This is a genomic window from Thermoanaerobacter sp. A7A, from assembly GCF_000445185.1.
Lineage (GTDB): Bacteria > Bacillota > Thermoanaerobacteria > Thermoanaerobacterales > Thermoanaerobacteraceae > Thermoanaerobacter.
Genome location: NZ_AVAF01000130.1, coordinates 20,673 through 42,417, shown reverse-complemented (window position 1 = coordinate 42,417; position 21,745 = coordinate 20,673). Strand labels below are relative to the sequence as shown.

General features: G+C 34.0%; 22 protein-coding genes. 21 read left to right on the top strand and 1 reads right to left on the bottom strand.

The window, feature by feature from the left end:
- Positions 1–148 precede the first annotated feature (148 nt).
- From M663_RS0110365 to M663_RS0110300, 14 genes are all read left to right on the top strand, one after another.
- Entirely contained in the window at positions 149–1,267 is a 1,119-nt protein-coding gene (locus tag M663_RS0110365) for a glycosyltransferase family 4 protein (RefSeq protein ID WP_029688855.1), read from the top strand.
- A gap of 3 nt (positions 1,268–1,270) precedes the next feature.
- Positions 1,271–1,540: a hypothetical protein gene (locus M663_RS0110360; protein WP_003868082.1), complete on the top strand. Its 270-nt coding sequence runs from the start codon at positions 1,271–1,273 to the stop codon at positions 1,538–1,540.
- 33 nt (positions 1,541–1,573) lie between these two features.
- Positions 1,574–3,385, top strand: coding sequence for a translation elongation factor 4 (gene lepA / locus M663_RS0110355; RefSeq protein ID WP_029688854.1), 1,812 nt, complete (start codon positions 1,574–1,576; stop codon positions 3,383–3,385).
- A complete protein-coding gene (hemW, locus tag M663_RS0110350) occupies positions 3,382–4,509 on the top strand; it encodes a radical SAM family heme chaperone HemW (RefSeq protein WP_004405168.1) in 1,128 nt (375 codons plus the stop codon). Before lepA ends, hemW begins: the two co-directional genes overlap by 4 nt.
- A 94-nt stretch (positions 4,510–4,603) precedes the next feature.
- Positions 4,604–5,635 carry a heat-inducible transcriptional repressor HrcA gene (gene hrcA, locus M663_RS0110345; RefSeq protein WP_029688852.1) on the top strand — a complete coding sequence of 344 codons (1,032 nt, stop codon included), beginning with the start codon at positions 4,604–4,606 and terminating at the stop codon, positions 5,633–5,635.
- Positions 5,636–5,648: 13 nt separating this feature from the next.
- Positions 5,649–6,239: a nucleotide exchange factor GrpE gene (grpE, locus tag M663_RS0110340; RefSeq protein WP_003868078.1), complete on the top strand. Its 591-nt coding sequence runs from the start codon at positions 5,649–5,651 to the stop codon at positions 6,237–6,239.
- A gap of 17 nt (positions 6,240–6,256) precedes the next feature.
- Positions 6,257–8,095, top strand: coding sequence for a molecular chaperone DnaK (gene dnaK, locus M663_RS0110335; protein WP_003868077.1), 1,839 nt, complete (start codon positions 6,257–6,259; stop codon positions 8,093–8,095).
- A 55-nt stretch (positions 8,096–8,150) separates the two neighbouring features.
- On the top strand, positions 8,151–9,311 hold the full coding sequence (gene dnaJ / locus M663_RS0110330) for a molecular chaperone DnaJ (protein ID WP_029688851.1): 1,161 nt from the start codon (positions 8,151–8,153) through the stop codon (positions 9,309–9,311).
- Between the two features lie 27 nt (positions 9,312–9,338).
- Positions 9,339–10,265 (top strand): 50S ribosomal protein L11 methyltransferase, encoded by a 927-nt coding sequence (gene prmA / locus M663_RS0110325; RefSeq protein ID WP_029688849.1) that lies wholly within the window; start codon positions 9,339–9,341, stop codon positions 10,263–10,265.
- Between the two features lie 6 nt (positions 10,266–10,271).
- On the top strand, positions 10,272–11,009 hold the full coding sequence (locus M663_RS0110320; protein ID WP_029688848.1) for a 16S rRNA (uracil(1498)-N(3))-methyltransferase: 738 nt from the start codon (positions 10,272–10,274) through the stop codon (positions 11,007–11,009).
- A 129-nt stretch (positions 11,010–11,138) separates the two neighbouring features.
- A complete protein-coding gene (mtaB, locus tag M663_RS0110315) occupies positions 11,139–12,506 on the top strand; it encodes a tRNA (N(6)-L-threonylcarbamoyladenosine(37)-C(2))-methylthiotransferase MtaB (protein ID WP_029688847.1) in 1,368 nt (455 codons plus the stop codon).
- A gap of 36 nt (positions 12,507–12,542) precedes the next feature.
- Positions 12,543–12,887: a histidine triad nucleotide-binding protein gene (locus tag M663_RS0110310; RefSeq protein WP_029688846.1), complete on the top strand. Its 345-nt coding sequence runs from the start codon at positions 12,543–12,545 to the stop codon at positions 12,885–12,887.
- A 111-nt stretch (positions 12,888–12,998) separates the two neighbouring features.
- Positions 12,999–13,184 carry a 30S ribosomal protein S21 gene (gene rpsU / locus M663_RS0110305; RefSeq protein WP_003867924.1) on the top strand — a complete coding sequence of 62 codons (186 nt, stop codon included), beginning with the start codon at positions 12,999–13,001 and terminating at the stop codon, positions 13,182–13,184.
- Between the two features lie 14 nt (positions 13,185–13,198).
- The gene (locus M663_RS0110300) at positions 13,199–13,642 is read left to right on the top strand and encodes a GatB/YqeY domain-containing protein (protein WP_029688845.1); all 444 of its coding nucleotides are present in this window, start codon (positions 13,199–13,201) and stop codon (positions 13,640–13,642) included.
- A 320-nt stretch (positions 13,643–13,962) separates the two neighbouring features.
- Here M663_RS0110300 and M663_RS0110290 read toward each other — a convergent pair whose 3' ends face one another.
- Positions 13,963–14,946 carry an asparaginase gene (locus M663_RS0110290; protein WP_029688844.1) on the bottom strand — a complete coding sequence of 328 codons (984 nt, stop codon included), beginning with the start codon at positions 14,944–14,946 and terminating at the stop codon, positions 13,963–13,965.
- 167 nt (positions 14,947–15,113) lie between these two features.
- Between M663_RS0110290 and yqfC the strand changes: the two genes are divergently transcribed.
- The 7 genes from yqfC to era are packed head-to-tail and all read left to right on the top strand — an operon-like array spanning position 15,114 to position 21,744.
- Positions 15,114–15,383: a sporulation protein YqfC gene (yqfC, locus tag M663_RS0110285; RefSeq protein ID WP_029688843.1), complete on the top strand. Its 270-nt coding sequence runs from the start codon at positions 15,114–15,116 to the stop codon at positions 15,381–15,383.
- 11 nt (positions 15,384–15,394) lie between these two features.
- Positions 15,395–16,582: a sporulation protein YqfD gene (gene yqfD, locus M663_RS0110280; RefSeq protein ID WP_029688842.1), complete on the top strand. Its 1,188-nt coding sequence runs from the start codon at positions 15,395–15,397 to the stop codon at positions 16,580–16,582.
- Positions 16,579–17,565, top strand: a complete 987-nt coding sequence (locus tag M663_RS0110275) for a PhoH family protein (protein ID WP_003867919.1) — start codon at positions 16,579–16,581, stop codon at positions 17,563–17,565. Before yqfD ends, M663_RS0110275 begins: the two co-directional genes overlap by 4 nt.
- 13 nt (positions 17,566–17,578) lie before the next feature.
- The gene (locus M663_RS0110270; protein ID WP_029688841.1) at positions 17,579–19,645 is read left to right on the top strand and encodes an HDIG domain-containing metalloprotein; all 2,067 of its coding nucleotides are present in this window, start codon (positions 17,579–17,581) and stop codon (positions 19,643–19,645) included.
- A complete protein-coding gene (gene ybeY / locus M663_RS0110265) occupies positions 19,642–20,121 on the top strand; it encodes an rRNA maturation RNase YbeY (RefSeq protein WP_029688840.1) in 480 nt (159 codons plus the stop codon). Before M663_RS0110270 ends, ybeY begins: the two co-directional genes overlap by 4 nt.
- Before the next feature lie 4 nt (positions 20,122–20,125).
- Positions 20,126–20,824, top strand: a complete 699-nt coding sequence (locus M663_RS0110260; protein WP_029688839.1) for a diacylglycerol kinase — start codon at positions 20,126–20,128, stop codon at positions 20,822–20,824.
- Between the two features lie 11 nt (positions 20,825–20,835).
- Positions 20,836–21,744: a GTPase Era gene (gene era, locus M663_RS0110255; protein WP_029688838.1), complete on the top strand. Its 909-nt coding sequence runs from the start codon at positions 20,836–20,838 to the stop codon at positions 21,742–21,744.
- Position 21,745: the final 1 nt, after the last annotated feature.

Genomic DNA, 21,745 nt, shown 5'->3' with positions numbered 1-21,745 from the left:
GAATATGCTTTGTTGCGACGATTATAGGAAGCATTCTTGCATTGGTTTTTAATGATTCAGGAATTGTAGCGGCAGCTACAATGATGGTGTTTGTAGGACCTATGCTAATACATCTTGTTATTGATGAAATCTCTTAAAAGGTGGTTTTATGGTAAAAATGAAGGTATTGCAAATTGTAAGAAAATCAGAAGGAGGAATGAAAAAGCATTTATTATCACTGGTTAGATTGTTAGACAAAGATAAGTATGAAATTGCTGTTTTGTGCTCTTTTGACAAAAAAACTCAAGAATATCTCAAAAAATTAGGGATTGCAGTATATGACATTGACATTGGGGACGGAATTAGTTTAAAAAAAGATTACAGGACAATTAAGTTTATACGAAAGGTAGTAAATGAGTTTAAGCCAGATATTGTTCACATGCATGGGGCAAAAGCTTCATTGGTAGGAAGAGTCGCATGTTTTGCTATGCCTGTAAAAACAGTAGTGACAGTCCACAACTTTGCAAATTACAATAATATGAGTTTTTACAAAAAGAAACTTTTATTGAGTTTAACAAAAATTCTAGACAAAAAAACCCATCAGTTTATTGCTGTCTCTCAAGCATTAAAAGATGATTTAGTTCTAAATCAAAATGTAAAAGAAAATAAAATAAAAGTGGTGTACAATTGTATTGATACCTCTTTCTACGAGGAAACAACTCTTAATTTAAAAGAAGAATTCAATTTGCCACAAGATTCTTTTATTGTAGGAAGTGTAGCAAGGCTTATACCTGCTAAAGGTGTTCAAGATTTAATAAAAGCGGCTTCAATTTTAAAAAATGTAAATGCCTACTTTTTTGTAGCAGGAGATGGCCCTTTTAGAGAAGAATTACAAAAAATGATTGATAGTTTAAATTTAAAGGACAGATTCTTTTTATTGGGGTATAGAAATGACATCCCTTCTTTCTTGAGAAATCTCAATGTATTTGTGCTTCCCTCACATGAAGAAGGATTTGGAATTTCTGTAATTGAAGCTTTAAGTGAAGGAGTCCCTGTCGTAGCTACAAAAGTAGGAGGTATTCCAGAAATTATACAAGATGGCGTTGAAGGAATTTTGGTAGAAAAAGAAAGTCCTGAAGAGTTAGCAAAAGCTATAGAGAAATTTTTGAAAGATGAGGAATTGAGAAAAAATATAAGCTTAAGAGGAAAAGAAAGTGTGGGAAAATATAGTTGCAATAAAATGATTGAAGAAATATACAAGATTTACGATACCTTGAAGGGAAGATAAAAGATGAGGCTTACAAGGACAAGAGAGAGAAAGAAACAGATTCAAAGAAAGAGACTTGTAATCTTTGCTCTTTTATTGTACATTGTTATTATGGTAGTAGGACTTGTAATAGCTGATTCTTCCTTTAATGAAATTACTACTGGAGTGAGGAAAGTAAATATATTTGGTGTATATTCAAATAGCGAAAAGGTGATCGTTAAAATTTTTGGTAAGGAGTCAGTTATTGACATAGGAGGGTTAAGCCAATACTTTAAAGGGCGATTTTGGAAATGAGGTCTAAGTCTTTAATTTTTGAGGAGGTACAAAATGTCAGAGAGGATGCAGTATATTAGAAATTTTTGCATTATTGCTCACATAGACCATGGTAAATCTACTCTTGCAGATAGACTTATTGAGAAAACAGGTTTTCTTTCTGAAAGGGAAACAGATAAGCAAATTTTAGATAATTTAGAATTAGAAAGGGAGAGAGGAATTACTATAAAGTTAAAGCCTGTAAGAATGATTTATAAAGCTAAAGATGGAAATGAATATGAGCTTAATCTCATTGATACCCCTGGACATGTGGATTTTACTTACGAGGTATCCCGAAGTATTGCAGCTTGTGAAGGGGCCCTCCTTGTAGTAGATGCTACACAAGGGATTGAGGCGCAAACCCTTGCTAATGTGTATATGGCTTTAGAACATGATTTAGAGATAGTACCTGTGATAAATAAAATAGACCTTCCTTCAGCAAATCCTGAACTTGTAAAAAAAGAAATTGAAGACGTGATTGGGATTGATGCAGAAGATGCTTTGCTTACCTCTGCTAAAGAAGGCATAGGTATAGAAGAAGTTTTAGAAGCCATTGTAAATAGAATTCCCCCTCCAAAAGGAGATGAAAATAAGCCTTTAAAAGCGCTAATTTTTGACTCTTTTTATGATAACTACAAAGGTGCAATAAGCTTTGTAAGGGTAGTAGATGGAATTGTTAAAGCAGGAATGAGAATAAAAATGTTTTCTACTGGCAAAGTTTTTGAAGTTACAGAAGTGGGTATGTTTAGACCTAACCTTTATCCAGTAGAAGAGCTTAAAGCAGGTGAAGTTGGATATATTGCTGCCAGCATAAAAAATGTAAAAGACACTCGCGTAGGAGATACAATAACAGATGCAGATAATCCAGCCGATTCTCCACTTCCTGGCTATAAAGAAGTAGTGCCAATGGTCTTTTGTGGAATTTATCCTGCGGATGGACAAGATTATGAAAATTTAAAAGAAGCTTTAGAAAAACTTCAGCTAAATGATGCGTCACTTGTATTTGAACCTGACACCTCTGCTGCCTTAGGTTTTGGATTTAGGTGTGGCTTTTTGGGACTTTTGCACATGGAAATAGTTCAAGAAAGGTTGGAAAGAGAGTACAACTTAAATCTTGTCACTACTGCACCAAGTGTAATTTACAAAGTTTACAAAACTAATGGAGAGGTATTGGATTTGGACAATCCTACAAAAATGCCGCCTCCTACGCAAATAGATCATATTGAAGAGCCAATTGTGGAAGCTACTATTATGGTGCCTACTGAATATGTAGGGGCAGTTATGGAGCTTTGCCAGGATAGACGGGGAGCATATTTAGGAATGGAATATTTAGAACAAACTCGCGTACTTTTAAAATATGAAATGCCTTTAAATGAGATAATATATGACTTTTTTGATGCTTTAAAATCACGAACAAGGGGTTACGCCTCTTTCGACTATGAGCTTAAAGGGTATAAAGAATCTAATTTGGTAAAGCTTGATATTTTAATAAATGGCGAATTGGTAGATGCTTTATCCATGATAGTTCATAAAGATAAAGCCTATGAAAAAGCGAGAAAAATTGTAGAAAAGTTAAAAGAAAATATTCCAAGGCATCTTTTTGAGATTCCAATCCAGGCTGCAATAGGCTCTAAGATTATTGCAAGAGAGACTGTAAAAGCTTTGAGAAAAAACGTTCTTGCCAAGTGTTATGGAGGAGACGTAACTCGTAAGAAAAAACTTTTGGAGAAGCAAAAAGAAGGTAAAAAGCGCATGAGACAGGTGGGAAGTGTTGAAATACCTCAAGAGGCTTTTATGTCAATATTGAAGCTAGATGATGAAAAATGAGGGAGATAGGATTATACATTCACATTCCTTTTTGTAAAAGAAAATGCTATTATTGTGATTTTAATTCTTATGCAGGCTATGATTATCTTTTTGACGACTATATTCGGGCACTACTTATGGAAATAGAATCAAATTCTACAAAAGATTATAATGTGGTTTCGGTTTATATAGGAGGAGGTACCCCTAACCTTTTGCCTCCTTCTTATATAGAGAAGATATTGAAGTCTGTATTTAAAAATTATAAAATACTTGATGGTTGCGAAATTACTATTGAAATGAATCCCGGCTTTATAACTGAAGAAAAACTAAAAATTTATAAAGACAACGGGATAAACCGAGTAAGTATTGGACTTCAAGCTTTTCAAAATAGGCTTTTAAAATATATAGGTAGAATTCATACAATAGAAGATTTTTTTGAAAATTATGAGTTAGTGAAAAAGTTCTTTGACAATATAAATATTGACCTGATGTATGCTCTTCCTACTCAAACCTTTAAAGAGTGGCAAGAAACTTTAAAAGAAGTAGTAAAATTACAGCCGACGCATGTTTCTACTTATAGCTTGATTTTAGAACCTAACACCTCCTTTTACAGACTTTATGAAAAGGGTCAGTTGCCTATAGTTGATGAGGAAGAAGAGCTTAAAATGTATCATTGGGGTATAGAGTTTTTAAAAGAAAAAGGTTATCACCATTACGAAATTTCTAATTTTGCATTGCCCACATTTGAATGTCGCCACAATATTTTATACTGGGAGTGCAAAAATTATTTGGGATTTGGTGCAGAAGCCCATTCTTATATGGAGGATGTGAGATATAGTAATATTGAAAATATAAAAGACTATATTAAGAGCATTTTAGAAAGAAAAAGTGCAGTTAAGGAAAAAATAAAGTTGGCAAAAGAAGATAGAATGGCTGAGTTTATGTTTTTAGGAATGAGAATGACAAAAGGAGTGTGTGACAAGGATTTTAAGAAAAGATTTGGTATCAGTTTGTTTGAATTTTACAAAAAAGTAATACAAAAATACTTAAATGAAGGTCTAATTGAGATTGATAATGAGTGTGCAAAACTTACCGAGAGGGGTATTGATGTCTCTAACGTCATTTTTGAAGAATTTCTGCCCTAAATGAGTATTGACAAAAAATTATAAGAGTGGTATTTTAAAAACATGAATTAGCACTCAATCGAGTAGAGTGCTAATAATACATGGGGTGGTGAAAATGCCGTTAGATGATAGGAAGAAAAAAATACTATATGCGGTTATTACTGATTATATTATGACGGCAGAGCCAATAGGGTCGAGAACAATAGCTAAGAAGTACAATATAGGATTAAGTTCTGCTACTATAAGAAACGAAATGGCGGATTTAGAAGAAATGGGATATTTGGAGCAACCTCATACTTCCGCAGGAAGAATACCTTCAGATAAAGGATATAGATTTTATGTAGACAGCATTCTTCGAAATTATATAAACAATGACCCTCCAATTAGCTATAATACTCGCGAGGAAATAATAGCGGAGTTTGATGAAATTGTAAAGAAATATGCAAGAATTTTGGCTAACATAACTCACCATACTACAGTTGCTAAAATGCCAAAGTTGAACCCTGATAGAATAAGGAAAATCCAACTTATACCTGTTGCTTCTAATAAAATGATCTTTTTAGTAGTGACAGACACAGGAATTGTAAAAAATTACTTGCTAAATTTATGCCAAAATGTAGATAGAACTATCTTTGAGTTTTTAAACAATTTGTTAAATGACAAAATTGCTGGCAAAAGCGAAAAAGATATTTTTGAGTTTTTACAAAAAGATTTAAGGCAGATGTTGGGAGAGATGGCTTTTATAGCCGACGAATTGATAAACACTATACTTTTGAGCTTGAAGCAGTTACAGGAAACAGACATTTATGCGGATGGAACTTCCCATATTTTAGATTTTCCTGAATACAAGGATTTAGGCAAAGCAAAAAATTTCTTCAATCTTTTGGACAACAAGTCGTTATTGAACGAAGTTTTAGAGCCTGAAGTAGATTTTATAGATGTGAGAATAGGAAGCGAAAACAAGTTTGAAGAGATGAAGGATTTAAGCGTAATAAAAACTACTTATAAGATTAATGGCCGTGTGGTGGGTACAATAGGAATTATAGGACCTACAAGAATGGATTATAGGAAGTTGATTAGTGAAATCAATGTGATGACAAAAGAGCTTTCAAATCTTTTGTCGAGTATATACAATGATGAAATATAACGAGGTGATATAAGTGGAAGAGATGGAAAAAGAAATTAACAAAGAGGAGGAAAATGATGTAAATAATTTAGAATCAAATGAACAAATGGAAGGGCCTCCTGAAGAGGAAGAACAAACACAGCAAGAGCATCAGCAACAAACGGTTGATGAAATAGAGGAATTAAAGCAAAAACTTCAGCAAAAAGAGGCTGAAGCTCAAGAATATTTAGATATTGCACAAAGATTGAAAGCAGAATTTGAAAATTACAGGAAGAGAACAGAAAAAGAAAAATCAGAAATGGTAGAATATGGTAAAGAAATAGTAATTTTAGAACTTTTGCCTGTTATGGATAATTTTGAAAGAGCTTTGGCGAGCAGTGGAGATTATAATTCTCTAAAAGAAGGGATAGAATTAATTTACAGGCAGTTTAAAAAGATGTTGGATAAATTTGGTGTAAAAGAAATTGAAGCAGAGGGGCAGATTTTTGACCCCTATAAGCACCATGCTGTAATGCAGGAAGAGGTAGAAGGAAAACAACCAAATGAAATTATTGAAGTTTTCCAAAAAGGGTATTATCTAAAAGATAAAGTAATAAGACCAAGTTTGGTTAAAGTAGCAAAATAAAAAGGAGGTTGAAAAATATGGGGAAAGTTATAGGAATTGACTTAGGAACTACTTTTTCTTGTGTTGCTGTTATGGAAGGAGGCCAACCTGTAGTAATACCTAACGCAGAAGGAGCTCGTACTACGCCTTCAGTCGTTGCTTTTACTAAAGAAGGAGAAAGGTTAGTAGGGCAAGTTGCAAAAAGGCAGGCAATTGTAAATCCTGACAGGACTATAATGTCTATAAAAAGACACATGGGAACTGATTACAAAGTAAAAATTGACGATAAAGAATATACACCTCAAGAGATTTCTGCAATGATTTTGCAAAAGCTCAAGGCTGATGCAGAAGCTTACTTGGGTGAAAAAGTTACACAGGCGGTAATTACTGTTCCTGCTTATTTCAATGACAGCCAAAGACAGGCTACAAAAGACGCAGGTAGGATTGCAGGTCTTGAGGTTTTGAGAATAATAAATGAGCCGACAGCTGCTGCTTTGGCATATGGCCTTGACAAAGAAGGAAATCAAAAGATAATGGTTTACGACTTAGGTGGCGGTACTTTTGACGTTTCTATTTTGGAAATAGGAGATGGAGTATTTGAAGTTTTGGCTACAAGTGGCAATAACCACTTGGGTGGGGATGACTTCGACCAAAGGATAATAGATTGGCTTGCTGACAACTTCAAAAAAGAATATGGAATTGACTTAAGAAATGACAGGATGGCATTGCAGAGACTAAAAGATGCTGCGGAAAAAGCAAAAATAGAGCTTTCTTCTGCAACGGTTACTAATATAAACTTGCCATTTATTACTGCTGATGCTACAGGTCCAAAACATATAGATGTAAATCTTACAAGGGCAAAATTTGAAGAGCTAATCTCCGACCTTGTAGAATCAACTGTAGGTCCTGTTAACCAAGCATTAAGCGACGCAGGTTTAAAACCTTCTGATATTGATAAAGTCATTCTCATTGGTGGTTCTACAAGAGTGCCTTTGGTACAGGAGACAGTAAAGAGAATAATGGGTAAAGAACCTCACAAAGGAATTAACCCAGATGAGGCAGTGGCTATAGGTGCAGCTATACAGGCGGCAGTATTGGCCGGAGAAGTGAAAGATATTCTCTTACTGGACGTAACACCTTTGTCTTTGGGTATAGAGACCTTAGGTGGAGTATTTACTAAGATTATAGAGAGAAACACCACAATACCTACAAGAAAGAGCCAGATATTTACCACTGCAGCGGATAATCAGACTTCTGTTGAAATACACGTGTTACAAGGCGAAAGGCCTATGGCAAAAGACAACAAAACTCTCGGAAGGTTTATTTTGTCAGGGATTCCACCAGCTCCAAGAGGAGTACCTCAAATTGAAGTTACTTTTGACATAGATGCCAATGGAATTGTACATGTTTCTGCAAAAGACTTAGGTACTGGTAAATCTCAGGATATAACTATTACTTCTACAACTAATTTGTCAGAAGAAGAGATACAAAGAATGATTAATGAGGCTAAGCAGTATGAAGAACAAGATAGGAAGAAGAAAGAAGAAATCGAAATAAGGAATAAAGCAGATTCTCTCATTTATCAAGCTGAAAAAACAATGAAAGACCTTGGAGATAAGATGACGCAAGCCGAAAAAGATGAAATAAATAGAGAAATAGAAAATGTGAGAAAAGCTCTTGAAGGAAGCGATATAGAAGCGATTAAAAATGCTTCTGAGAAACTTTCACAAGCCTTCTACAAAGTTTCTACAAGAATATACCAACAAGCGGGAGGACAAACGGGAGGAGCTACAAATACAGGTAGTGCTGGACAAGGTACAACACAGGACAATGTTTATGAAGCCAACTATAAAGTGGAGGATGATGATAATAAATAATATAGAACCAGGTTTTACCTGGTTCTAATTTGCGTAATGAAAGGCAGGTGAGAAAGTGGCTAAAAAAGATTTATATGAAATATTAGGAGTAGATAGAAATGCCACAGAAGAAGAAATAAAAAAGGCTTATAGACGGCTTGCTAAGAAATATCATCCTGACTTGAACCCAGGAGATAAGGAAGCAGAGCAAAAATTTAAAGAAATAAACGAAGCTTACGAAATTCTCTCCGACCCTCAAAAAAGAGCCCAATATGACCAATTTGGAGACGCAGCCTTTGAGCAAGGCGGTTTTGGCCAAGGTGGATTTGGTCAAGGAGGTTTTGGAGAGGGCGGTTTTGATTTTGGAGGCTTTGGAGGATTTGGCGATATATTTGGCGATATTTTTAATGATTTCTTTGGTACTGGCAGGAGAAGAGCAGAAACAGGCCCTCAAAAGGGTAATGACATAAGATATGACCTTACTTTAACTTTTGAAGAGGCTGCTTTTGGAACAGAAAAAGAGATAGAGGTTGAGCGATTTGAAGAATGCGATGTGTGTAAAGGAACAGGGGCAAAGCCAGGTAGCAAACCGGAGACTTGTCCTGTATGCCATGGAACTGGTGAAGTGAGAACTGCACAGAATACTCCTTTTGGAAGAATTGTAAATATAAGAACTTGTCATAGGTGCCATGGTGAAGGAAAAATTATTACTGACCCTTGCAACAAATGCGGTGGAACAGGTAGAATTAGAAGGAGGAGAAAAATTAGAGTTACTATACCAGCAGGAATAGACGAAGGACAAATGCTTACCTTAAGAGGGGAAGGAGAGCCAGGCTTAAGAGGAGGTCCAAAAGGGGACTTGTATCTTATAATTCGCGTAAAGCCCCACGAGTTGTTTAAAAGAGAAGGATACAATGTGTATTTGAAAATGCCTATAAGTTTTACTGATGCAGCTTTGGGGGGAGAAATAAAAATTCCTACACTGGATGGACCAGTTAGCTTTACAATACCAGAAGGAACTCAGACAGGGACCAAGTTTAGGTTAAGGGGAAAAGGAATTCCCCACATAAATGGAAGAGGACGCGGAGACCAAATTGTAGAAGTTTATATTGATGTGCCTAAAAAGTTGACAGAAAAGCAAAGAGAATTGCTGAGAGAATTGAGAAAATTAGAGGGTGAGACTTCGACGGAATCAAAATCCTTTTTTCAAAGGATGAAGGATGCTTTTGGCGGATAATAAATTTAAATTAAAGGTGTGAAAAGAATGAAATGGATTGAAGTACAAGTTACAACTATACAAGAAGCAGAAGAGGCTGTGACAAATATCATGCACGAATTAGGTGCTGGCGGTGTAGTTATAAAAAACCCGAATGATGTAAAACTATTGGCGCAAAGTGATAATTGGGATTATATAGAGCCTTCTCTTTTTGAAGAAGAGGGAAATATTAAGGTTTTTGCCTATTTTCCTATTGCTTCAGATACTATAGATAAAATAAATATTTTAAAAGATAGAATTGTAGAACTTAAATCTTTTGGAATTGATATAGGAAATTTTGACTTAAAAGTTTCAGAAGTGGATGAAGAGGACTGGGCAAATAATTGGAAACAGTATTATAAGCCTCTAAAAATAGGAAAGAAAATAGTGATTAAGCCTTCTTGGGAAGAATATGTATCTCAAGGAGAAGAGATAATTATCGAGTTAGACCCCGGAATGGCTTTTGGCACAGGCACCCATGAGACCACAAAGATGTGTTTGGAACTTTTAGAGGAAATTGTGATGCCAGAAAGCATAGTTTTTGATATAGGTTGTGGTTCAGGTATACTTAGTATCGCTAGTAGTAAATTAGGAGCAAAGGAAGTTTATGCGGCGGATATAGACGAAGTTTCTGTGGAAGTAGCAAGGCAGAATGTGAAGCTTAATAATTTACACAACGTAAAAGTTTTTAAAAGTGATTTATTAGAAAGATTTGAGGGAACAGCTGATATTATAGTAGCTAATATTATTGCAGATGCTATAATTAAATTATCTTCTAAAGTACCAGACTACTTAAAAGAAAAAGGCTTATTTTTATTAAGTGGAATAATTAAAGATAGATGTGAAGAAGTTTTGCAAAAAGTTGAAGAATTTTTTGAAATATTGCAAATTAGAGAAGAAGGAGAATGGTGTGCAATATTATCAAGGAAAAAGTGATAGCTTATGAGAAAAATTTTTATTGATCGGCAAAATATTAAAGGAGAATTTGTCTATATAGAAGGAGAAGACTTTCATCATCTGGTAAATGTCTTAAGGCTTAAAAGAGGTAATGAAATTGTTGCATCGGATGGCTTAAAAGAATATGCTGCTCGCATTGAGGAGATAAAAAAAGACAAGCTTATTTTATTTTTAGAAAAAAAATTAGAATCGAATACAGAAAGTCCTTTAGAAATTGCTTTGTTCCAAGGTTTGCCTAAATCAGATAAAATGGAATTGATTATCCAAAAGTGTGCAGAAATTGGAGTTAAAAAATTTATCCCAGTTGTGACTCGTTATACGGTTGTAGACATAACTAAAAGCAATATAAATAAAAAAATTGCTAGGTGGAGAAAAATTAGCGAAGAAGCTTGTAAACAATCGGGCAGAACTGGGGTGCCCGAAATTTGTATGCCTATTTCCTTTGAAGAGGCTATAAATCAGGTTGATAAGTTTGATCTATGCATAATTCCATATGAAAAGGAACAAACTTCAAAATTAAAAGAAGTGCTTAAAAAGGCAAAAGGCGTAAAAAAAATTGGAATTTTTATAGGCCCTGAAGGAGGTTTTTCTCAAGAGGAAATTGAATTAGCCTTAAACAAAAGTATTAAGCCTGTAAGCTTAGGCCCCAGGATTTTGCGAACTGAGACAGCAGCCATCGCAGTTTGTTCAATAGTAATATATGAATTAGGAGATATGGGGTAAATTGTTAATAACCAAAGAACAAAAAGATATTTTTAGTGCCCTTCGGGGCCTGTTTTTTTGCGTGCAATAGCATGTTATAATATGTGATATAATATGAAAAAGAAATTTAACAGGAGGAGCATTTTTAAAGTGGCAAAAGTAGATTTAACTCTTAGTAATGATGAATTTTATGAAAGATATGGTCATAAAAAAACTGTTGCTTTTTATACTTTGGGGTGTAAGGTAAATCAATATGAGACAGAAGTCATGGCTGAGCTTTTTAAAAAAGCTGGTTATGAAGTAGTTGATTTTAATGAAAAAGCGGATGTTTACGTAATAAATACCTGTACTGTAACAAATAGAAGTGATATGAAGTCAAGGCAGGAGATACGAAAAGCTAGAAAGAAAAATCCTGATGCGCTGGTAGTAGCTGTTGGTTGCTATGTGCAAGTAAGTCCAGCGGAAGTTTTTTCTCTTCCGGAAGTGGATATAGCGATCGGCACAAAAGATAAAGACAAAATAGTAGATTTAGTAGAGGAATTTACGCAAAAAAGTCAAAAGTTGAGTGTGGTAAATAATATAATGATTCAAAAAGAATATGAGGAATTTGGAGTAACAGCTTATACAGAAAGGACAAGGGCATATATAAAGATTCAAGACGGCTGCAATCAATACTGTACTTACTGCATAATCCCTTACGCCCGTGGACCGGTGAGAAGCAGAGAGCCTGAAAAAGTAATAGAGGAAGTAAAGAGGTTTGCTGATTCAGAGTATAAAGAAATTGTCCTCACAGGTATACACATAGCTTCCTATGGCAAAGATTTAAAAAATATTGGGCTTTTGGACATTATAAAGATGATTCATGAAATAGATGGCATAAAAAGGATAAGACTTAGTTCTATTGAGCCTACTTTTTTAACTGAAGAGTTTGTGAAAGAAATAGCTAACTTGCCTAAGATGTGCAGGCATTATCATGTATCCCTTCAAAGTGGATGTGATGAAACCTTAAAAAGAATGGGAAGAAGATATACTACAAAGGAGTACAAAAGTGTAATTGATAGGTTAAGAGAATACATCAAGGATGTGGCGATAACTACAGATGTTATGGTGGGATTTCCTGGTGAAACGGAAGAGGAGTTTCTCAAGACTTACAAATTTGTGGAAGAGATTTGTTTTAGCAAAATGCATGTTTTTAAATATTCAAGGAGAAAAGGTACAAGAGCCTACAACTTTCCAAATCAAGTTGCAAATCATGTAAAAGAAGATAGGAGTAAAAAACTCATAGAATTGTCTAATAGGTGTGAACGCAAATTCATGGAGAGTTTTATAGGAAAGACTTTGGAAGTCCTTTTTGAACAAACTGTTAAGAATATGGATAGTTACGTAGAAGGCTTGACTGATAATTATTTAAGTGTAGCTGTCAAAGGGCATATACAGTTACTTAGAAATAAGATTTTTCCAGTGAAAATAAAAGAAATAAAAGATAATTTCTTAATTGGAGAAATTGAAGGAATTTAACCAGATGTGTAGAATATAAAAAGAGGAGGTGAAAGGATGTCAGATTGCATTTTTTGTAAAATTATAAATAAAGAGATACCTTCCAATATAGTATATGAAGATGATTTAGTCGTAGCATTTAGAGACATTAACCCACAAGCACCTGTACATATCCTCATTGTGCCAAAAGAACATATACCGACATTGTTAGATTTAAATGAGGATAACAAACATTTAATATCTTATGCTTATATGGTGGCAAAAGAATTAGCAAAAAAAGAGGGGATTGACGAAAAAGGTTATAGAATTGTATCAAACTGTGGAAATGACGGGGGACAAACGGTATATCACATACATTTTCATCTTTTAGGCGGTAGATTTATGACTTGGCCACCAGGTTAATCATTGACACATTATGGCTTTAGGAGTATAATAAAATGAGAATTTTCAGCAAGACATCGCAGCAGAATACGCAGCTTAGCTTGAGCAGTTTATCTGGAGGGAGGGAGAGTAGTGGCTGAAGTAAGAGTCGGCGAAAATGAATCATTGGACAATGCTCTGAGAAGGTTTAGGCGCCAATGTTCTAAAGCAGGCGTTTTATCAGAGGTTCGCAAAAGAGAGCATTATGAAAGTCCCAGTGTAAAACGTAAGAAAAAATCCGAAGCAGCAAGAAAAAGAAAATATAAATATAATAAATAAAGGAAGTGCTTGCCATGACCCTAAAAGAGCGAATATACAAAGATATGATAGAAGCCATGAAAAACAAAGATAATTTTAAAAAGAATATTTTAAGTATGGTAAGAGCAGCTATTCTCCAAGTTGAAAAAGATACTCAAAAAGAATTAGACGATGAAGGGGTCATTAATGTAATTTCTAAAGAAATAAAGCAAAGAAAAGAAGTGTTGCCGGATTACGAAAAAAGTGGAAGGCAAGACTTAGTGGATAAAGCCAGAAAAGAAATTGAGATTATGCTTTCTTATTTACCGAAGCAGCTATCCGAAGAGGAAATAGAGGAAATAGTAAAAAAAGCTATCGAAGAAACTGGTGCTAAAACTAAAAGCGATATAGGAAAAGTGATGGGAAAGGTAATGCCAATCGTAAAAGGGAGAGCAGATGGCAACCTTGTTAAAGACATGGTAAACAAGTATCTACAGTAAACAAAGGACTTGATGCTATTGGGTATCAAGTCCTCTAATTGTAGACAAACTTTCGTAAAGGAGATATTTTGCAATCGGTGCGACTTGTGACAAAGCGTCAACAAAACTTAACAAGACCGAGGGTGGAGGCAGGGCCGAAGCCATGGATGGCGGAGGCGGGCACCTTAAGGCATGGATGCCGATTGTGCCCGGTACCCTGCCGGAACCCAAGGTCGAGCTTTAGTTTTGTCGCTTTGGAAACATCGGAGCGACGATGCAAATATCTCCTTTAAATATTTTTTAACTTTGTCAACAAACTGAGGACTTGATGCCATTAGGTATCAAGTCTTTTCTTCTTCAAATAATTTTTTGATTTCATTGTAATTATTGGAATAAGCAAGAGCTGCCATGAGTTTTATGCGAGCTTTTTGCCCTGAGAGATTACCTCCAAAGATTACCCCTAAGGACTCAAGATGCTTTCCGCCACCTTTATAACCGTAAGAGGCATCAACTCTTCCCATAGGACATCTTGAAACTAACACTACAATTACTCCCTTTGATATAGCATATTCTATGCCCTCAGCCAATTTTGGAGGTACATTTCCCCTTCCTGTTCCTTCTATTACTATTCCTTTTTCTCCGCTATCAACAAGGAATCTGATAATTTTATCCTCCATACCAAAGGCGACTTTTAGAAGACTTACTCTTGGCTCTAAATGGTCTACTGGTATATAATTTCTTGTCTCAATGTTCCTATAAAAATACGCTTTGTTATTATCTACAACACCTATTGGACCTGTTTCAAGGCTTTTAAAGGTGTCAATACTTGAAGTATGAGTTTTTGTGACATCTCGTGCTGCATGTATTTCGTTATTGAAAACTACTAACACTCCTTTGTTTTTGGCTTTTTCTGAGGAAGCAGTAATTACAGAAGCGATTAAATTGCTGGGACCGTCGTATCCGATTTCAGAAGAATTTTTCATGGCTCCAGTCAAGACTATTGGCTTTTCGGAATTTATTGTTAAGTCTAAAAAATATGCTGTTTCTTCTATGGTGTCTGTACCGTGAGTAATGACGACTCCTTTTACTTGTTGTTTTTTGATTACGTTTTCTACTTCTAGTTTCAAATTTACCAATAGCTCAGGAGTAAAGTGGGGACTTGGAAAATTCCCAAATTGAATTATTTCAATTTGGGAATTTTCTTTTATGTTGGGAACCATTTTTAGTATGTCATTTCCTGATAAAGAGGGTATAGCAGCATTTAAATTAGCGTCATTTTTCATGGATATAGTTCCACCCGTAAAAATTATTACTATTTTCTCCAATGTAAATCCCCCCAAAAAATAATTTACAGCAATAGAATTATTCAATTTTGTTACTTTCATTATAATACATATTTTCTAATTACTCAAAAGGTCTATTGCCTATAAAAAAGCAAGAGAATTTTTTTAATTTTTTCCTCATAAAATTTTAAGAGAAGGGAGGTTACAATATGAAAGATGAGATAAAAAACGAACTTGTAAATGCAATAGATTTTCCAAAAGAGGTATTGCTTAATCTCCCTAAAATAACTTTGATAGGGAAAACCCATGTTACTATTGAAAACCACAAGGGAATTATTGAGTATATTCCTGAAAGGATTAGGATAAATACAACAATAGGTGTTGTTAGAATATTAGGTAAAAATATGATTGTGAATTCTATAATGACAGAGATTATAACGATTAGCGGCGAAATAATGAATATAGAAATGATGGTATAGGAGGAATGTTTTTGGTTGCAATAAAATTATGGAATTTTTTAAAAGGATATGTTATTATTAAGATTGAAGGTTTGTCAATTGAAAAATTTTTAAATCTTATTATGGTAAATGATGTCTATATTTGGGATATTGAGCGTAGGAATTATACTACTATAGTCGCAAAAGTAAGTATAAAGGGGTTTAAAGAAACAGTATTTTTGGCAAAAAAAACTAATTGTCGTGTTTCAGTGATTTCTAAAAGAGGATTGCCTTTTGTAATTTCTCGGTTAAAAAGAAGAAAAGCATTGGTTTTAGGGGCAGCAATTTCTCTTATACTTATTTATGCATTTTCTACTTTTATATGGGAAATTAATATAGAGACCGTCAACAATGTAAATGAAAAAGTAGTTTTAGAAAAGCTTTCATACTTAGGATTAAAGCCAGGAGTTTCTAAATTTGCTATAGATGTTAATAAAATAGAGACAGAATTTTTATTACAAAATAATGATATATCGTGGATAGGAATAAATATAAAGGGTACTAATGCTTTTGTAAAAGTTGTAGGTAAAACAAAACCTCAAGAGGTATTGTCAAAAGATGAACCATGCAATATAATAGCTAAAAAAGATGGTATAATTTATAAGATGACGGTTTTAGAAGGGGAAGCGGTAAAAAAAGTTGGAGATACAGTAAAAGCGGGAGATATAATTGTTACAGGGATAATTGAAAAGCCAGGACTAGGGACAAGATTTGTACATGCTGATGGCCAAATTATTGGGAGGACATGGTATGAAGTTTATGCTGACGCCGAACTCAAAAAAGAAGTCTTTGAGAGGACAAACAACAAAATAACTGTTACAAAAATAATCTTTGGTAACAATACTATAACTATATCCCCTAAAAAAGTAGACTTTAAGAATTTTGAAAAAGAGGAAAAAGAGATAATATCAAAAAACTTTCCAGTTAGAATAATAAAAGAAGTATACTATGAAACCAAACCTAAAACTATTGTTTTATCTAAAGAGGAAGCAAAAAATATTGCTTTTGAAAAAGCACTAAAGGAGTTGGAGAAGGTTTTAGGCTCTCAAAGTAAGATAGTAAATAAAAAAGAAAGTTATGTGATTATACAAGATAAAATATTAAGAGCCAATATTACTGCAGAGGTTTTAGAGGAAATAGGAATGAAAGAAAAAATTTCTTATATAGGAGGGGAACATTGATTAAGGAGTTAGCTATTAATATTGAGGATATGGAGCAAGCTGCCAATTTGTTTGGCAACTTTGATGAAAATATTAAGTTAATAGAAGAGGGATTAGATGTCAAGATAGTGTTAAGAGGAGGAACTATTAAGATAACGGGGGAAGAAAAAAACGTGGAATCTGCTGATAAACTTTTTAACAAATTGATGGGAATGATTGAAAAGGGAGATGTGATTACTACTCAAAATGTTTTGTATACTATGAATATGATTGAGGCAGGAGAAGAAGAAAAACTAAAGTCTTTAATGTCTGATATTGTTTGTATAACAGCTAGAGGCAAACAGATAAGGTGCAAAACTTATGGGCAAATGAGGTATGTAGAAGCTATAAGAAAAAATCAGATTGTATTTGGAATAGGACCTGCCGGTACGGGCAAGACCTATTTGGCTATGGCAATGGCTATTACCGCAATGAAAAATAAGGAAGTAGGTCGTATAATTTTAACAAGGCCGGCTGTTGAAGCAGGAGAAAAGTTAGGTTTTCTGCCAGGAGATTTGCAAGAAAAAGTTGACCCTTATTTAAGACCTTTATATGATGCGCTTTACGACATTTTAGGAGCAGAAGTTTTCCAAAAATACATGGAGAAAGGCTTAATTGAGGTTGCACCACTAGCTTATATGAGAGGTAGAACTTTAGACGATTCTTTTATAATACTCGATGAAGCTCAAAACACCACTCCTGAGCAGATGAAAATGTTTTTAACCCGTATAGGTTTTGGTTCTAAAGCAGTTATAACTGGTGACGTTACTCAAATAGATTTGCCAAGAGGTAAAAAATCCGGGCTAAAAGAGGTTATGGAGATATTAAAAGGAATAGAAGGTATAGAGTTTGTAATGCTTTCTGAAGAAGATGTGATAAGGCATCCTCTTGTAGCTAAAATCATAAAAGCTTATGAAATTTATGAGAAGAACATGGGGGAAAACAAATCAGAAATCCCGGAGTGAGGGGAATAATATTATGAAAAAACTGGACAAACATATAAAAAATATAATTAAAAATGAGCAATTGATAATCATTTTTTTTGTTGTTTTTTATTTTGTTTCTTCCTATGCTTTAGTTTATACTAGTGTAACGCCTCCCAAATTTGACCTTAAGGTAGGGGATGTAGCTACTCAAGATATAAAGGCACCTAAAGACGTAGTGGACACAATAGCTACTCAAAAGAAGATACAAGAAGCAGTAAATGCGGTCAATCCTAAATATGATTATAATGAAAATATTGCAAAAGAATCTTATCTTAAGCTAGTTGATTTTTTTAATAAATTAAGAGAGGTGCGCAAATCCTCAGAAGCAGAAGAAAAGAAATTGAAAGACTTTAAAGCTGTAAGTCCCATAGGTTTAGAAGATAATGACGTGGCTTTGCTTTTAAAAATAGATGATAATACCCTTATAAACATGGAATCGGTGGTATTATCGACAGAAAAAGCAATTATGGCAAGGCAGATTACGGAAGATGCTTTGCCTACTGTTTTAAACGATGCTAAGAGTGTTGTAGAAAGTTCGGATATTTCTGCAGAAGTAAAACCAGTAGCTGTTAAGATTTTATCTTCTGTCATTGTTCCTAATATGATATATAATGCCTATGAGACAAATCTTGCCAAAAAAGAAGCAGAGGAAAAAGTGCAGCCGGTTATGTATAAAAAAGGACAAAATATCGTAGTCAGTGGAGAAGTAGTGACACAACAACAAATTGAAGTTTTGAAATCTTTGGGCCTCTTAAAAAACAGTAGTAAGATTGATTATGGAATGATAATAGGCTTATTTTTGATTTTAGGCTTGTCACTCTTTTTATCAGTGTATTATATTATAAAATTGGACAAAAAGATTACTACCAAAAAAATCTACATTGAATTGTTGTGTTTAACAGGTATTTTTTATCTTTTATTGGCTGTTGCCTTTAAAGGGATTGAGCCTCTTTTAATTCCTTCTGCTACTTTGCCTATGCTAATTTCTGTTTTAATAGATCCTTATATTGCTATTATGATTGACATAATTTATTCTCTTTTAGTAGGCTTAATGGTGGGTTTTAACCAAGAATTTATTTTTATGTCATTGCTGGGAGGATTGATTGGTGCAGTAAAACTTTCTCATTCTAAGCAACGTTTAGATTTTGTAAAAGCGGGTCTTTACGTCAGTGGGGTAAATCTTGTAAGTATTGTAGGAATAGGGCTTTTAAATAGCAATGATATAATTTCTGTATTAAAAAGCAGTTTATGGGGAATTGTCAGTGGAACCTTTAGTATAATTTTGGTTATTGGTACTTTGCCTTTTTGGGAAACAGCTTTTGATATCTTAACTCCTTTAAAACTTTTAGAGCTGTCAAATCCAAATAATCCGCTTCTTAAAAAACTTATAATGGATGCTCCTGGGACTTATCACCACAGCATGGTAGTAGCAAATTTCGCAGAAGCTGCTTCTGATGCTATTGGAGCGAACAGTTTGTTAGTTAGAGTGGGGGCTTATTACCATGATATAGGTAAAATTAAAAGACCTTATTTTTTCAAAGAGAACCAGCTTTCAGGAGAAAATTTGCATGACAAAATTTCTCCTGATTTAAGTACATTAGTAATAATTTCCCATGTAAAAGATGGGGTGGAATTAGCTAAAAAGTATAAACTTCCTCAACAAGTCATTGATTTGATAAAAGAACACCATGGTACTTCCTTAGTGAAATACTTTTATACTAAGGCTTTACAAAATGAAGAGGAATCTTGCGAAGAAGAATCCTTTAGATATCCAGGTCCAAAACCTTCTACCAAAGAGTCTGCCATTTTGATGTTGGCAGATTCTGTAGAAGCAGCTGTGAGGTCTATTCCTGAACCTACTGAGGAAAATATAAAGAATATGATTGAAAAAATCATGGTAGATAGATTAAATGATGGTCAGTTGGAAGATAGCGATTTAACTTTAAAAGATATTAAAACTATAAAAAATTCTTTTTTGACTGCTTTAACTGGTATGTTTCATAAAAGAATTGAGTATCCTGATATTGAACCAAATCAAAATAAAGAGGTGTTAGAATGAACATTTTGATAGATAACAGACAAAATAAAGTTGATGCAGCAAATTTGGAAGAATTAGTTGAAAAAGTCATAAAAACAGTATTAGAAGTAGAAGAGGTTATTGATAATGTTGAAGTAAGTGTGTCCTTTGTGGATAATGAGGAAATTAGAAAATTAAATAAATATTATAGGGGCATAGATAAGCCGACAGATGTTTTGTCATTTCCTTTAGCAGAGTTTGAAGAGACTTATGGGGAAGTTGAGAAAATAGAGGAAGATTCAGAAGGGGTACAGCCAATAGGAGATATAGTTATTTCTTTAGAAAAAGCATTAGAGCAGTCAATAGAATATGGACATTCCTTTGAAAGAGAAGTAGCTTATTTAACAGCTCACAGCATGTTGCATATTTTGGGTTATGACCATGAAACTGAAGAAGAAAGAAAAATTATGAGGGAAAAAGAAGAGGAAGTTATGGCGAGGCTTAATATTGGGCGGTGATTTTGTGAAATCGAGAAATTTAATTGACAGTTTTAATTATGCGATAGAGGGTATTTTACATGCTTTTAAGACCCAAAGAAACATGAAGGTTCACTTTGCCATAGCGATATTGGTATTATTCTTTTGCCTTTTTTTTGACCTTTCAAGAGTAGAATTTGTGGTAATTTTATTTACAATTTCTTTAGTTTTAATTTCTGAAATGATAAATACGGCTATTGAAACCACAATTGACATGATGGTTAAAAATTATAATCCTTTGGCTAAGGTTGCGAAAAATGTAGCTGCAGGAGCAGTCCTTATATCTGCGATAAATGCCGTTCTTGTAGCTTATTTAATATTTTTTGATAGAGTAAATCCTTGGACAAAAATAATTTTATTAAAGCTTAGAGAGTCACCCATTCATATCACAGTTATAAGTCTTTTAGTTGTAGTGTTTTTGACTGTAATTTTAAAGGTACATTTTAAAGAAGGAACTCCTATGAGGGGAGGAATGCCCAGCGCTCATAGTGCTATTGCTTTTGCTACTGCGACAGCTATAACTTTTATGACAGCAAATGCTTTTATTGCCACTTTAGGCTTTTTACTTGCTCTTATGGTGGCTGAAAGCAGAGTAGAAGGTAAAATCCACTCTTTTTCTCAGGTATTTTTGGGAGGTTTATTTGGGATATTGATTACAGTGTTGATTTTTCAAATAATTAAATAAGGAGTGATGATATGGGCCATAAAGCTGGTTTTGTAGCATTAGTTGGTAGAACTAATGTAGGTAAATCTACTCTTTTAAATGCAATTTTACAAGAGAAGATTGCTATTACTTCTCCAAAACCCCAAACTACTCGAAATACCATTCGTGGGATTTTGACAACAGATGAATACCAGGTTATTTTTGTTGACACTCCTGGCATTCATAAACCTAAATCTAAATTAAGCGAATTTATGATTGAGGTAGCTAAAAGAACATTGAAGGAAGTTGACCTTATTTTGTATATGATAGAACCAGATACGGAAGTAGGACCTGGAGATAGATACATAATTGAGCATTTAAAAGAAGTAGATACACCTGTCATACTTGTAGTCAACAAAATAGATTTGGTGCCTGAAGAAAGAGTAGAAGAGACTATAAAAATTTTTAAAGAGCAATATGAGTTTAAAGATGTAGTGGCTATTTCTGCTATTGAAAATAAAAATATAGACTTGTTAAAAGAAAAAATTGTATCACTTTTGCCAGAAGGTCCTAAATATTATTTAGAGGATTATATAACAGATCAGCCCGAAAAATTAATAGTGGCAGAAATAATTCGAGAGAAGATGTTACACTTTTTAGAGGAAGAAGTACCTCACGGTGTTTATGTGGAAGTAGAATCTATTAAAGAGAGGGAAGATAAAGATATAATAGACATTGAAGCATATATTTACTGTGAGAAAGAGTCCCACAAAGGAATTATTATAGGCAAAAATGGGCAAATGCTAAAAAAGATAGGTCAAAGTGCGCGACTTGATTTAGAAGAATTTTATGGAAAACAGGTTTTTCTTGACCTATGGGTAAAGACGAGGAAGGGGTGGAGAGACAATACAACGTTACTTAAAAAATTAGGATATGCCATTGACAAGAAAACTTACGAATAGT

What these genes read in the sequence shown, in the direction of transcription:
- M663_RS0110300 (WP_029688845.1), top strand. Translation starts at nt 13,199, where the DNA reads ATGACCCTAAAAGAGCGAATATACAAAGATATGATAGAAGCCATGAAA.
- era (WP_029688838.1), top strand. Translation starts at nt 20,836, where the DNA reads ATGGGCCATAAAGCTGGTTTTGTAGCATTAGTTGGTAGAACTAATGTA.
- lepA (WP_029688854.1), top strand. Translation starts at nt 1,574, where the DNA reads ATGTCAGAGAGGATGCAGTATATTAGAAATTTTTGCATTATTGCTCAC.
- M663_RS0110310 (WP_029688846.1), top strand. Translation starts at nt 12,543, where the DNA reads ATGTCAGATTGCATTTTTTGTAAAATTATAAATAAAGAGATACCTTCC.
- prmA (WP_029688849.1), top strand. Translation starts at nt 9,339, where the DNA reads ATGAAATGGATTGAAGTACAAGTTACAACTATACAAGAAGCAGAAGAG.
- dnaK (WP_003868077.1), top strand. Translation starts at nt 6,257, where the DNA reads ATGGGGAAAGTTATAGGAATTGACTTAGGAACTACTTTTTCTTGTGTT.
- hemW (WP_004405168.1), top strand. Translation starts at nt 3,382, where the DNA reads ATGAGGGAGATAGGATTATACATTCACATTCCTTTTTGTAAAAGAAAA.
- M663_RS0110365 (WP_029688855.1), top strand. Translation starts at nt 149, where the DNA reads ATGGTAAAAATGAAGGTATTGCAAATTGTAAGAAAATCAGAAGGAGGA.
- hrcA (WP_029688852.1), top strand. Translation starts at nt 4,604, where the DNA reads ATGCCGTTAGATGATAGGAAGAAAAAAATACTATATGCGGTTATTACT.
- M663_RS0110320 (WP_029688848.1), top strand. Translation starts at nt 10,272, where the DNA reads ATGAGAAAAATTTTTATTGATCGGCAAAATATTAAAGGAGAATTTGTC.
- M663_RS0110270 (WP_029688841.1), top strand. Translation starts at nt 17,579, where the DNA reads ATGAAAAAACTGGACAAACATATAAAAAATATAATTAAAAATGAGCAA.
- M663_RS0110360 (WP_003868082.1), top strand. Translation starts at nt 1,271, where the DNA reads ATGAGGCTTACAAGGACAAGAGAGAGAAAGAAACAGATTCAAAGAAAG.
- yqfC (WP_029688843.1), top strand. Translation starts at nt 15,114, where the DNA reads ATGAAAGATGAGATAAAAAACGAACTTGTAAATGCAATAGATTTTCCA.
- ybeY (WP_029688840.1), top strand. Translation starts at nt 19,642, where the DNA reads ATGAACATTTTGATAGATAACAGACAAAATAAAGTTGATGCAGCAAAT.